Here is a 13,403-nt window from a genome sequence, read left to right on the forward strand (position 1 = left end):
CACCCTCCAACCGGTCCACGAACCACAACCGACGCTGCGCGTACGACAACGGCAACCGCTCCGGCCGCACCCCCGCCACCACCCCCGGACGCGCCCCAGAGCCCGTCCACTCCCCCATCCGTGCCGCCAGTCGCGCTGCCGTGGGGTCCTCGAAGACCGCCCGCACGGGGATCTCGACGTCGAGCACGGCACGGACACGTCCGACCAGGCGGACGGCGAGCAGCGAGTGCCCGCCGAGCGCGAAGAAGTCGTCGTCCGCACCGACCCGGGGCACGCCCAGGACCTGCGCCATGGCGGCGCAGATCAGTTCCTCGTACGTGCCCGCGGGGCGTCCGGCACCGGTGGCGGCGGCCGGGTCGGGGACGGGCAGCGCCGCTCGGTCGAGTTTGCGGTTGACCGACAGCGGCAGCCCCTCCAGGGCCACGAACGCGGACGGCACGAGGTGTGCGGGGAGCCGGGCCGCGAGATGGTCGCGCAGTACGGCGGGCAGTCCGGCAGCGCGGGGGTCGCCGGGCTCCCTCGGCACGACGTAGGCGATGAGGCGCTTGTCGCCCTGGGCACCGGGGATGTCGTCCCGGGCGACGACGGCGGCGTACGCGACGCTTTCGTGCTCGGTGAGCCGCGTCTCGATCTCGCCCGGTTCGATACGGAAGCCGCGGATCTTGACCTGGTCGTCGGTGCGCCCGACGTACAGCAGGCGGCCGTCGGAGGTGCGGCGCACGGTGTCCCCGGTGCGGTACATACGGCTGCCCGCGGCTCCGTAGGGGTCGGCCACGAAGCGTTCGGCGCTGAGACCGGGCAGGCCCACGTAGCCGCGCGCCACCCCGGCGCCCGCGACGTACAGGTCGCCGTCGACGCCGTCGGGGACGGGGCGCAGCCGGGCGTCGAGGACGTACAGGCGGACGCCGGGCAGGGCGCGGCCGATGGTGGGGGCGGAGCCGGGCCGCAGCGGACCGTCGGCGGCGGCGATGACGCTGGTCTCGGTCGGGCCGTAGGCGTTGCCGAACCAACGGTCGGCGCCCCAGCGGTCCACGAGGCTCTGGCCGAGGGCCTCGCCCGCGACCAGCAGGGTGCGCACGGAGGCCAGCCGGTGATCGTCCGTGGCCATGCCGAGGACGGTCGGCGGGAGTTGCAGGTGGGTGACCGTGTGCCGTGCGACGAGGTCTTCGAGGCCGGCGCCGGGCAGGAGCCGGGCGGCGGGGGCGACGACGAGACGGGCGCCCGCGGCGAAGGCCGTCATGATCTCCCAGGTCGCGACGTCGAAGCCGATCGAGGCGAACTGCAGCAGCCGGCTCTCGGCGGTCAGGCCGGGCCAGCGGAACGCGAGGAGGTTGACCGCGCCGGAGTGCGGGACGACGACGCCCTTGGGGGTCCCGGTGGAGCCGGAGGTGTAGATGACGTACGCCGGGTGGGCGGGGTGGAGCGGGCTGGTGCGCTCGTCCTGGGTGATCGGCTCCGGGGCGTGCGCCGCGACGGCGGCGCGTACGGCGGGGTCGTCCACGACGATCGGCGCGGCGACGGACGCGGGCAGGGAGGCGGCGTGGGCCGTGCTGGTGAGGACGGCGGCGGGGGAGGCGTCGGCGTACAGGTGGGCGACGCGTTCGGCGGGCTGATCGGGGTCGACGGGGACGTACGCGGCGCCGGACGTGAGGACCGCGAGGAGCGCGACGACAAGGTCCGGCGAACGGTCCATGAGGAGCATGACCCGGTCCTCCGGGCCGATGCCCCGGCCGATGAGATGACGGGCGAGCCGGTTGGCGCGGGCGGCGAGCCCGGCGTAGTCCCACTCCTCGGGTGCGTCGTCGTGCGCGTAGGCGAGCGCGACGGCTTGCGGGGTGGCCGCCGCGCGGTCGGCGAAGACGTCGACGAGGGTGCGGTCCGGGTCCCCGTGCCCGGTGCCGTTCCCCTCAGTGAGGATGCGGTGCCGCTCGGCGTCGGGGAGGACGTCGAGGTCGGCCAGCGGGGTGCCCGGCGCGTGTGCGAGGGCGTGGACGACGCGTTCGGTGGTGGCGTGCAGCAGCCGGGTCACGAGCTCCGGGTCGAGCGGGGCTGCCGCTTGGACGTCGAAGGCGAGCGCCCTGCCGTCGTCGTCGACGGAGACGAGCAGCGGGTAGGTGGTGCGCTCCCGGAAGGCGAGGAGTTCCGTGCCGGGCGGCAGGACCGTGCCGGGTCCGCCCGAGGCGTTGTGCCGGTAGTTGAACACGGCGGTGAACAGCGGTGCGGGGGCCCGCACACCGCTCGCGCGCTGGGCGGCGGCGAGCGAGGCGTGTTCGTGCACCATGAGCTCGGCGAGCTGGTGGTGCATGGCGTCTACCGCCCCGCCGACATCGGTACCCGCCGTGCGGGCGCGGACCGGGAGGGTGTTGATGAACAGGCCGGGCACGTCGCCCGCGCCCTCGCCGGACTGCATACGGCCGAGGATGAGGGTGCCGAAGACGACGTCGTCCCGTCCGGACACGGCGGCGAGGACCCGCGACCACACGACGTGCAGGACGGTCGCCGCGCTCACTCCGGCGCGCCGGGCCTGTGCCCGCAACCGGGCCGTCACCTGTGCGTCGAGGACGGTGCGGTGTTCCGTGACGTCGCTTCCCTCGCCCCGCCCCTCCCCCACGCCGAAGGCGGCGGTGGGTTCGGTGACGTCGCCGAGGAGCCGCCCGAAGTAGGCGCTGTGTTCCTCGGCGGGCGTGCTGAGCAGTGCCCGGCCGATGAAGTCGCGGTAGGGACGCGGCGTGGGCAGGGTGTCGCCCCGGCCCGCGAGGATGGCGGTGGCCTCGCGCAGCACCAGGTCGAGCGTGGTGTGGTCCTGGGTGATGTGGTGCATGCGCAGGGCGAGCAGTCGTCGGCCGCTCCCCGGTTCGGTGGCGGTCCTGGCGTCCATCAGCGGGGCGCGGCGCAGGTCCAGCGGCTCGTCGCCGTGGGCCAGCAGCCGCTCGACGGGGTCCGGCCCCTCCCCCGGATCGGTCTCGGTGACGGGCAGTTCGGCGTGCCGGTGCACGATCTGCACGGGGTGCGGCAGGCCCGTCCACGCCAGGGAGGTGCGCAGGACGTCGTGCCGCTCGATCACCTGGCCCAGGGCCGCGAGGAAGGAGTCGAGCGCCTGCGGGGTGTCGAAGGCCAGGACGTAGCGGACGACGTACGGGTCGCTGTCGTCGGTGCCGTCTCCGGTGCCCGTCCCGGCGTGGAACCGGTGATGGAAGAAGAGCCCTTCCTGCAACGGCCCGAGAGGGTAGACGTCGGCGACACCGGCCGCTCCGTCGGGCAAAGCGTCGGTGAGGGCGCGCAGTTCGTCCTCGGTGAGGCCCGCGAGCGGGACCATCTCCGGCGTGAGGCGGGTGGTGCCGGGCGGGACGCTGCCCTCGGGAAGCCGCACGGGTTCGGCCCCCGCCGCCGCGGCCAGCCGGGCGGGCGTCGGGGCGGTGAACAGGGTGCGCATGTCGACGCGGACGCCCTCGGCCCGGAGGCGGTCGAGCAGGCGTACGGCGAGCATGGAGTGGCCGCCGAGCGCGAAGAAGTCGTCGTCGGCCCCGACCGAGGGCAGGTCCAGGACGTCGGCGAAGGCCGTGCAGAGCGTCTTCTCGCGCGCCGTCGCGGGGCCGCGCCCGCCGCCGGTGGCCTGGTGCCGGTCCGGGGCGGGGAGCGCGGCACGGTCGAGCTTGCCGTGGGAGGTGAGCGGCAGTCGCTCCAGCGGGACGCAGACCGCGGGCACCATGTGGGCGGGCAGCAGCGTGGCGGCGTGCTCGCGTGCCCGGCGTGCCAGCTCCGCGCCGTCCTCGCCGGTGGCGTCGGCCGGGTCGCGGGGCACCACGTAGCCGACGAGCCGCCGCTCGCCCGGCGTGTCGGTACGCAGTACGACGGCCGCCTGACCGATCCGCTCGTGGCCCAGGAGGGCGGCCTCGACCTCGCCGGGTTCGATGCGGAAGCCGCGCAGTTTCACCTGGTCGTCGGCGCGGCCCAGGTACGTGAGGGCGCCGTCGGCGGCGCGGCGGGCCCGGTCGCCCGTGCGGTACATGCGCGTGCCCGGCTCGAAGGGGCAGGCCACGAAGCGTGCGGCGGTCGTCGCGGGCCGGTGCAGGTAACCGCGGGCCACACCGGACCCGGTCACGTACATCTCGCCGGGCACGCCGGGCGGTACGGGCCGCAGCGCGTCGTCGAGGACGTGCACGCGGATGTGGTCGAGGGGGCGTCCCACGGGGCTGCCGCCGTACGTGGCGGGCGTGTCGCCGGTAGGGGGTTCCAGGTCGAGGTGGGTGACGTGGACGGTGGTCTCGGTGATGCCGTACATGTTCACGAGGCGCGGGCCGTCACCGCCGTGGCGGGCGTACCAGTCCGTGAGCCGTGCGGGATCGAGCGCCTCGCCGCCGAACACGACGAGCCGCAGCCTGGCGTCGAGCGCCGCGGCGTCCTGTCGGGCGTCGGCCTGGTCGAGTTGCTGGAAGGCGGAGGGGGTCTGGCTGAGGACGGTGACGCCTTCACGGACCAGGAGGGCGTGGAAGCCGGCAGGGGAACGGGAAGTGTCGTGGTCGACGACGACGAGCCGCCCACCGGTGAGGAGGGCGCCCCACAGCTCCCAGACGGAGAAGTCGAAGGCGTAGGAATGGAACCAGGTCCACACGTCGTCGGTGCCGAGGCCGTACCGGTCGGCGGCGGACCGCAGGAGCGCCGTCACCTGGGCGTGTTCGACGACGACACCTTTGGGGGCGCCGGTGGAGCCCGAGGTGTGGATGACGTAGGCCGGGTGCTCGGGACGCAGAGGGGCGCGGCGTTCGTCCTGGGTGAGCGGGCCGGCCTCGCGGGCGGCCACGGCGGTACGGGTGTCGGGGTCGTCGAGCAGGACACGGGGCAGGCCGGGAGGGGCGGCGGCGTGCGCGGTCGTGTCGGTGGTGGTGATCAGGAGGGCGGGGGCGGTGTCGGCGAGCAGCGCTTCGGTGCGGGCGGCCGGGTGGGCGGGATCGACCGGGAGGTAGGCGGCGCCCGCCTTCATGACCGCGAGCAGTGCGGTGACGAGAGCGGGGGTGCGCTCCAGCGACACCGCGACCCGGGTCTCGGGGCCCACCCCGTGGGCGACGAGGTGGCGGGCGATGCGGTGGGACTCGGCGTCCAGCTCGGCGTAGGTGAGGGTGGTCGCGCCGTGGCTGACGGCCGTCGCGTCGGGGTGGGCGGTGGCCCGGACGGCGAAGAGGTCGGGCACGGTCGTGCCGGGCGGCGGGGGCGCGGTGTCACCCGCCGCGGCGAGCAGGGGCTCGTGTTCGGCGGGCAGGAGGATGTCGATGGCGTGCAGGGGGAGGTCCGGGGTGTGCGCGGCCTGCCGCAGGACGCTCAGGAGCCGGCCGGCGATCGCCTCGGCGGTGGCGCGGTCGAACAGGTCCGCGCTGTAGTGCAGTTCCACGCGTTGTCCGGCCGGGCGGCCCTCTTCGTCGAAGCGCTCCTGGACCTGGATGTCGAGGTCGTACTTGGCGAGCGCGAGCGCGGCGAAGTCGGCGACGGCCTCCAGGCCGGGCAGATCGACGGGAATGCGCGGGGTGTTGTGCAGGGTGAGGTTCACCTGGAAGAGGGGGTGCCGGGTCAGTGAGCGGGCCGGGGACAGCTCCTCCACGAGCCGCTCGAAGGGCACGTCCTGGTGGTTCATCGCGTCGACGGAGGTGGCGCGTACCCGTCGTACGACCTCGGTGAAGGCGGGGTCGCCGCTCACGTCGGTGCGCAGGACGAGGGAGTTGACGAAGAATCCGACGAGGTCTTCGAGGTCGGCCTCGTCACGTCCGGCGAAGGGGCTGCCGATGGGGATGTCGTCGCCCGCGCCGAGCTTGGAGAGCAGGACGGCGAGCGCGGCGTGCCAGACCACGAACATGGTGGCGTTCTCGGCCCGCGCGAGCGCGGCGAGCCGGGCGTGCAGTCCGGCCGGGACGTCGAGACGCACGATGCCGCCCTCGTGCGCGGAGGCGACGGGGCGCGGCCGGTCGGTGGGCAGCGCGAGTTCCTCGGGGGCGCCGGCCAGCGCCGCGCGCCAGTGGGCGAGTTGCTCGGCGAGCAGGCTGCCGGGGTCGTCGGCGTCGCCGAGCAGTTCGCGCTGCCACAGGGTGTAGTCGGCGTACTGCACGGGCAGCGGCGCGAGGCCGGGTTCGGCTCCGTTCAGCCGCGCTGCGTAGGCGACGGAGAGGTCCCGCCAGAGCGGGGCGGCGGACCAGCCGTCGGCGGCGATGTGGTGCAGGGCGATCACCAGCGCCGAGGTCCGGTCGTCGGCCATGAGCAGCCGGGCGTGGAACGGGATGCCGGAGGCCAGGTCGAAGACGTGCCGCGCGGTGCGGCCGATCTCGTCCTCCAGCTCGTCGGCGGGTACCTCGTCCACGGCCAGCAGTTCAGGCAGGTCGCCGACGGGCACGATCTCCTGCACGGGCTCGCCGTCGACCTGGCGGAACCGGGTCCGCAGTGCCTCGTGGCGGGCGACCACGTCGTGCAGCGCCGCCCGCAGCGCGGCCACGTCCGGCCGCCCGGTCAGCCGCAGGACCAGCGGAACGGTGTAGAGGGCGCTCGGGCCCTCCAGCCGGTCCACGAGCCACAGCCGGCGTTGCGCATACGACGCAGGAATCACGTGCACTCCTCAATGCGGGCTGAGCCGTCCGTCAGGTCCGCGGGCCGTCCGCGCGGGCGCTTCGCGGCCAGGTGCGGGCAGTGGTGATGCTGCTGAGAAGCGGGCGCCCCCAGCATCGGTGGGAGCCACAGTTACGAGCGGCGCGGGTGCGCGGTGGCCCGGCGGCGCGTCCGGGGGCCCGGCCGCGGGCGGGGGGTGTGTCCGTAACGGCGGGGATCGTCGTTGCCGCCCGGTGCGCGGTCGCCTAGCGTGCCGGTCCACCGTGGCGTGCCGGCCGACGCCCTTCCTTCCCCGTGGAGAACGATGAAGAACGCCGCCCACGAAGACGATCCGGTCCTCGAACGCTTCCACTTCCTCGTCAACGCTCCGGCGCTGTTCAACGCCGTCACCACCGCGGCCGAGTTGCGGATCTTCGCCTTCCTGTCGGGGAAACCCGGAGCGAGCGCGGCGGACATCCAGTCGTTCTGCGGCGTGCCCGCGCACCAGCTCAGGGTGCTGCTGCAAGCGGTCTGCACGACGGGGCTGCTGGAACGGCGGGACGGTGGCTACCACAATGCGTCGGTCGCCGAGGAACTGCTGGCCGCGGACGAGGAGCCGGACAGCTGGAGTCACATCCTGACCGGCTGGAAAGAGGTGTACTACCCCGCGTTCGCCGACATGACGACGGCGCTGCGGGCGGGTACCAACACCGCCCTGGCCGCCCACCCCGGCGACGAGCCGACCCTGTACGGGCGGCTGTCCCGCAACCCGCCCCTGGAGGCGGTCTTCCACCGCGCGATGACGGCGTTCACGCTCCGCTCGGTCGACGCGCTCATCGAGCAGCCCGTCTTCGACGACGTACGGCACGTGCTCGACGTGGGCGGCGGTGACGGCAGCACCTCGGCGCGCCTGGTCGCCCGCCATCCGGAGCTGCGGACGACGGTGTTCGACATGCCGAGCGTCTCCCGGCTCGCGTCCGGCGCGCGGTCCGGCCGGGTGAGCGTGGTGCCCGGTGACATGTTCACCGACCCGTTCCCCGAGGGCCCGGACGCGGTGCTCTTCAGCCATGTGCTGGAGATCTTCGACGAGGACTCGATCCTGCTCCTGATGAGGAAGGCGTACGACGCCCTGCCCTCGGGCGGCCGGGTCATGGTGTACGGCTACAACGTCTCCGACGACGAGACGGACGGCGTGTTCGGCGCCCGGCTCGGGCTCTACTTCAACGTGCTGGCGAGCGGCCGCGGCATGGCCTATCCGGCGCGCGACTACGAACGCTGGCTGCGCGAGGCCGGGTTCGGCGAAGTGGAGACCGTTCCGGGGCTGCCCTACGAGCACGGGCTCAGTCTGGGCGTCAAGCGCTGACCGAGGAGCGCGGACGAGCGGGGCCGGCCTTCGGGCCGGCCCCGCTCGCGTGTCCCCCGTCATGTCACTTCCGGTTCCTGGGGCGCAGGCGAGGACGGGTGCGGGTGCGGGGAGCCGCGCAGAGGGCGAGCAGATGGTCGGCCAGGCTGCCCGGCGTGGGGCAGTCGAGGACGGTGGCGGCGCTGATCTGCAGGCCGGTCGCGGCGCCGAGACGGTTACGCAGCCGGGTCGCGGTCAGCGAGTCGAAGCCCAGGTCGACGAAGCCGCGGTCGGGGGCCACCACCTCGTCGCTGTCGTGCCCCAGCACCAGGGCGGCCTGCGTGCGCACAAGGCGCAGCATCTCGGCGCTCCGCTCCTGCGCGGGCAGCGCGTCGAGGCGGCGCAGGAACGCGTCCGGGGCCTCGGTGGACAGCTCCTCGTCCCGGGCGCCGACACCCCGCAGAGCGTCGCGGAACGCCGGAACACCGTCGAACAGCCTGGCGGCCGGGCGCGCCCCGGGCGTGGTGGCGACGTGGGCAGCGAGGCGCTTCCAGTCGGCGTCGAAGACGGCGGTCCCGGTCTCCCGGGCACGGGCGGCCCGGTCGAGGGCGCGCAGGGCCAGCGCCGGGCGCATCGGAAGGAGGCCGCCGTCGCGGGCGGCTGTGTCCTGCGCCGTACCCTTCGCCGGGTCCTGCGGCGAGTCCTGCGCCGCGCCCTTCGCCGTGCCCTCCGCCGGGTCCTGCGCTGTGTCCTCGTCGCCCCACGGTCCCCAGGCGACGCGAGTCACGGGCAGTCCGGCGCGGTGGCGTTCCTCGGCCAGGGCGTCCAGGAGAGCGTCGGACAGGGCCGGTCCGGCCTGCCCGGGGGCGCCGAGGGTGGCGGAAAGGGTGGTGAGGAGGACGAAGGCCGCCGGTTCGGCCCGCTCGCGGGTGAGGTCGTGCAGGTTCCGGGCGGCCAGGGCGTCGGCCCGCAGGGCCTCCTGAAGCCCGGCGGCGGTCTGCTGGGTGAGCGCGCTGCCGCCGGTCGCGGTACGGGTGGGGACGACCACGGTCAGCGGGCCGGTCGGAGGGAGGCCGTCCACCAGGGCCGCGGCTTCGGCCCGGTCGCCCGGGTCGCGGGCGACGATGTCGGCGCGGGCGCCGAGCGCCGTGAGTTCGGCGCGCAGGGCATCGGCCCTTTCCGCGGAGTCCGAGCCCGCCGAAGCCGGGCGGGAGACGAGCAGGAGGTGTTCGGCGCCCCCGCGGGCGAGATGCAGGGCGACCTGTCGGCCGAGGGGTCCGGTGCCGTCGACGAGGAGCACGGTGCCCGGGGGCGGCCACGGGGTGGCGGCGTCGGTGGCGACGGGCGCGGGAGCGGGTGCCTGGACGACGCGGCGGGCGAAGAGCCCCGCACCACGGACCGCGATGTCGCTCTCGAACGCGGCGTCGTTCCCGCCCCCGCCGTCGGCCGCGCTGTCGGCGAGGACCGCGGCGAGCCGGCTGCCGGTCCAGCCGTCGACCCGCTCGGGCAGGTCGACCGTGCCCGTCCACTGCCCGGAGGATTCCAGGACAGCGACGCGCCCGAGTGCCCGTACGCCGAGTTGTTCGGGGTGACGCACGTGCTCGGCGGCGCCGACCGCCTCGGCGCAGCGGGTGGCGTGCCAGACGGGGACCCGGCTGCCGCTCTCCTCCAGGGCGCGCAGCAGCGCCAGAGTGAGGGCGACTCCTTCGGGCACCGCGTCGTACGCGACGTGCTGTCCGGAAGCGAGGGCCACCAGCGACAGGATGCCGGAGACGGGCCCGACCTCGTCGTTGAGGACACGGAGTCGCCCGGCCAGTGCGTCGCCCTCCGCGCACGGCAGGAGAACCGGCATCATCCCCTCGGCGGCCAGCGCCGCGACGAGACCGGCGACCCACGGGTCGTCGCCCTGCTCGACGGCGACGGGGAGGATCCAGGTGCCGGCCGGTGCCGCCGGGGGAACGGCGATCGACGTCCAGGCGGCGTGGTGACGCCATCCGTCGATGCGGTCGTCCTCGTCGCGCCGCCGCCGGTAGGCGGTCAGGAGCGGCAGCAGTGCGGCCGTCGACTCGGCGTCCCCGAGGGCGAGTTCGGCGGCGAGAGCCGCATCGTCGCCGCCCTGGGGGACGGTGCCGGAGCGGTCGTCGGGGCGCCGGCTGCCCTCGTCCGAGGGCAGCCAGTAGTCGCTCCGCTGAAAGGCGTACGTGGGCAGGTCGGCAGCGTGCGGCGCGCCGTCCGGGACAGCGAGCACGGCGGACCAGTCGAGGTCCGCGCCGTGGACGAAGAGCTGTCCGACGGCCCGGGTCAGGGCGGCTGTCTCACTCTCTTCGGCGCGCAGCGTCGGGATGAACGCGGCCTCGGGGGCACTGTCCTGGCCCATGGCGGACAGGACGGCGTCGGGGCCGATCTCCAGGAAGGCGGTCACTCCGTCGGCGGCCAGCGCGGCGATCCCGTCGGCGAAGCGCACCGGTTCCCGTACATGCCGTACCCAGTGCTCCGGCTCCACCGGCCCGTCGGAGGGAAGGAACGATCCGGTCAGATGGGATATGACCGGGATCTCGGGCGCGGCACCGTCCAGGTCGGCCAGTTCGGCGCGCAGGGGGGCCAGTACGGGCTCCATCAGCGGTGAGTGGAAGGCGTGGGACACGGTCAGCCTCCGCGTCCGCGCACCGCGCCGTTCGAGCTCGGCGACGATCTCCTCGACAGCGTCCACGGCTCCGGAGAGGACGACGGAGTCGGGGCCGTTGACGGCGGCGAGGCCGACCTCGTGGGCCCGGTCCGCCAGCAGTGGGGCGACCTCGGCCTCGGACAGCCGTACGGCGACCATCGCGCCGTCCTCGGGCAGGTCGCGCATGAGCCGGCCACGGGCGGCGACGAGCGTGCACGCGTCGGCGAGGGAGAGCGCACCGGCGACGTGGGCCGCGGTGATCTCGCCCACGGAGTGGCCCGCCACCGCGTCGGGGCGCAGCCCCCAGGAGGCGAGGAGCCGGTACAGCGCGACCTCGACCGCGAACAGCGCGCACTGGGCGTGCAGCGTGCCGGTGAGGGTGCGTGCGGCGCTCTCGCCGGTGTCGAAGACGAGGTCCCGCAGGGGTGGTTCGTCGGGGAGCAGTGTGTCGAAGCGGGAGCAGACGGCGTCGAAGGCGGCGGCGAAGACCGGGTGGGCGCGGTGCAGTTGTGCGGCCATGCCCGCGCGCTGGCTGCCCTGGCCGGTGAAGAGGACGGCCGTGCGCCCGGCCGGTGCGGCGCCCGTCGTCAGGTGGGGCGCGGGACGGCCGGCGGCGAGCGCTTCCAGTCCCGCCGTGAGGTGCTCGTGGCCCTCGCCGGTGACGACGGCCCGGTGCGTGAACAGCGAGCGCCGGGTGGCGAGCGCGACGGCCAGCTCGCGCGGGGCGGGCCCGGCATCCGTCGGCCGCTGCCGCAGGTGCGCGAGGAGGCGGCGGGCCTGGTCGCGCAACGCGGCCGGGGAGCGCCCGGAGAGCACCCACGGCAGCGTGGGGGCCGGGGCGGCCTCGGGGGCGTCACGGATCGGCTCGGCGGCGTCCGGCGCGGGCTGTTCCCGCGGGGCCTCTTCGATGATCACGTGGGCGTTGGTGCCGCTGATGCCGAAGGAGGACACGCCGGCGCGCCTGAGCCGCTCGCCCGCGGGCCAGGCGACGGCGTCGCGCAGCAGTTCGATGTCGCCGCTCGTCCAGTCGACGTGGTCCGAGGGCTTGTCGAGGTGCAGGGAGCGGGGTAGGACGCCGTGGCGCAGCGCCTGCACCATCTTGATGACACCGGCCGCCCCGGCGGCGGCCTGGGTGTGCCCGATGTTGGATTTCACCGAACCGAGCCGCACGGGGGCAGTGGTGGTGTCCCGGCCGGCGCCGTAGGTGGCGAGGACGGCCTGGGCCTCGATCGGGTCGCCGAGGCGGGTGCCGGTGCCGTGGGCCTCCACGGCGTCGATGTCGGCGGTGGTGAGGCGGGCGTCGGCGAGGGCGGCGCGGATGACGCGCTGCTGGGACGGCCCGTTGGGGGCGGAGAGGCCGTTGGAGGCACCGTCCTGGTTGATCGCGGTACCGCGGACCAGGGCGAGGACGGGGTGTCCGTTCCTGCGGGCGTCCGAGAGCCGTTCCACCAGCAGGACGCCCGCCCCCTCGGCGAGCGAAGTTCCGTCCGCCGCTTCGGCGAACGGCTTGCAGCGCCCGTCCGGCGCCAGGCCCCGCTGACGGCTGAAGCCCATGAGGGCACCCGGCCCCGGCATCACCGCGACTCCCCCGGCGAGCGCGAGGTCGCACTCGCCCGATCGCAGCGCCCGCACGGCCATGTGGAGGGCGACGAGGGAGGACGAGCAGGCGGTGTCGACGGTGACGGCAGGCCCTTCGAGGCCGAGGACGTAGGCGATCCGGCCGGACACCACGCTGCCCGCGGTGCCGGTGATGAGGTGCCCCTCGGCGCCCTGCCCGGCGTGGTGCAAGCGGGGGCCGTACTCCTGGTAGTGGGAGCCGACGAACACGCCGGTGCTGCTGCCGCGCAGGGACGCCGGGACGATCCCGGCCCGCTCGACCGCCTCCCAGCCGGTCTCCAGGAGCAGTCGCTGCTGGGGGTCGATGGCCAGGGCCTCCACCGGCGAGATGCCGAAGAACTCGGCGTCGAAGCTCCCCGCGTCGTGCAGGAAGCCGCCCTCCCGGACGTAGGCCCGGCCGGGTGCGTCGGGGTCGGGGTCGTACAGGGCGTCGAGGTCCCAGCCCCGGTCGGCGGGGAGCGGGCCGATGGCGTCACCGCCGGAGTCGACGAGGCGCCACAGGTCCTCCGGGGTGGTCACGCCTCCCGGGTAGCGGCACGCCATGCCGACGATGGCGATCGGGTCGTCGGACGTGGGCGTCCCGGAAGCGTCGTGGCCGTCCCGGCCGGGCGCGGCGGCGGCCGTGTGCTCCGCCCCGAGAACGTCCGCTCCGAGGATCTCGCCGAGGAGGTGCCCGGCGAGGGCGGAGCAGTTGGGGTGGTCGAAGGCCAGCGTCGCGGACAGCCGCAGTCCTGTGGCTGCGCCGAGACGGTTGCGCAGGTCGACGGCGGTCAGCGAGTCGAGACCGAGGTCCTTGAACGCCCGGTCCGGCTCGATCGCACCGGCGTCCGCGTGGCCGAGCACGGTGGTCACCTGGGCACGGACGAGGTCGAGCAGCGTGGCCCGGCGCCCCTCGGGCGGCTGGCGGAGCAGGGAGTCCTTCAGCGCCGTGGCGCGGTCCGCGGTACCGGGGCCGGCGCCGGTCAGCCGGCGGCGCCGGGGGACGGTGGTCTTCCGCGCGAGGCCGCGCAGCAGAGGGTGGTCGGCGGCATCACCGGCCGCGAGGGAGCGGACGTCGAGGCGAGCGGCCAGGACGGCGCTCTCGGGCGACTGCTCTGCGGTGTCGAGGAGGCGCAACCCGTCCTCGGTGGACATCGGCAGCACACCCATGCGCCGCATCCGCGCCAGATCCGCCCGCTCCAAACCACCCGTCATCACACTGCGCCGCTCCCACAA

3 protein-coding genes are annotated in these 13,403 nt (G+C 74.9%); 1 reads left to right on the top strand and 2 read right to left on the bottom strand.

All coding sequences use genetic code 11. From position 1 onward, the window contains the following. Nucleotides 1–6,586 (bottom strand): non-ribosomal peptide synthetase (locus tag IF99_RS31270; protein ID WP_158716672.1); only part of this gene is annotated, 6,586 nt, incomplete at its 3' end. Nucleotides 6,587–6,889: 303 nt separating this feature from the next. Here IF99_RS31270 and IF99_RS0128605 point away from each other — a divergent pair. Further along, nucleotides 6,890–7,927 (top strand): methyltransferase, encoded by a 1,038-nt coding sequence (locus IF99_RS0128605; RefSeq protein ID WP_031001009.1) that lies wholly within the window; start codon nt 6,890–6,892, stop codon nt 7,925–7,927. 64 nt (nt 7,928–7,991) lie between these two features. On the opposite strand, the gene IF99_RS0128610 is transcribed toward IF99_RS0128605, so the two are convergent. Beyond that, a complete protein-coding gene (locus IF99_RS0128610; RefSeq protein ID WP_078655324.1) occupies nt 7,992–13,382 on the bottom strand; it encodes a type I polyketide synthase in 5,391 nt (1,796 codons plus the stop codon). Between the last annotated feature and the right edge of the window lie 21 nt (nt 13,383–13,403).

The organism is Streptomyces sp. NRRL F-5630, assembly GCF_000719475.1.
GTDB lineage: Bacteria > Actinomycetota > Actinomycetes > Streptomycetales > Streptomycetaceae > Streptomyces.

Coding starts and splice junctions, on each gene's coding strand:
- IF99_RS0128605 (WP_031001009.1), top strand. CDS start 6,890: ATGAAGAACGCCGCCCACGAAGACGATCCGGTCCTCGAACGCTTCCAC.
- IF99_RS0128610 (WP_078655324.1), bottom strand. CDS start 13,382: ATGACGGGTGGTTTGGAGCGGGCGGATCTGGCGCGGATGCGGCGCATG.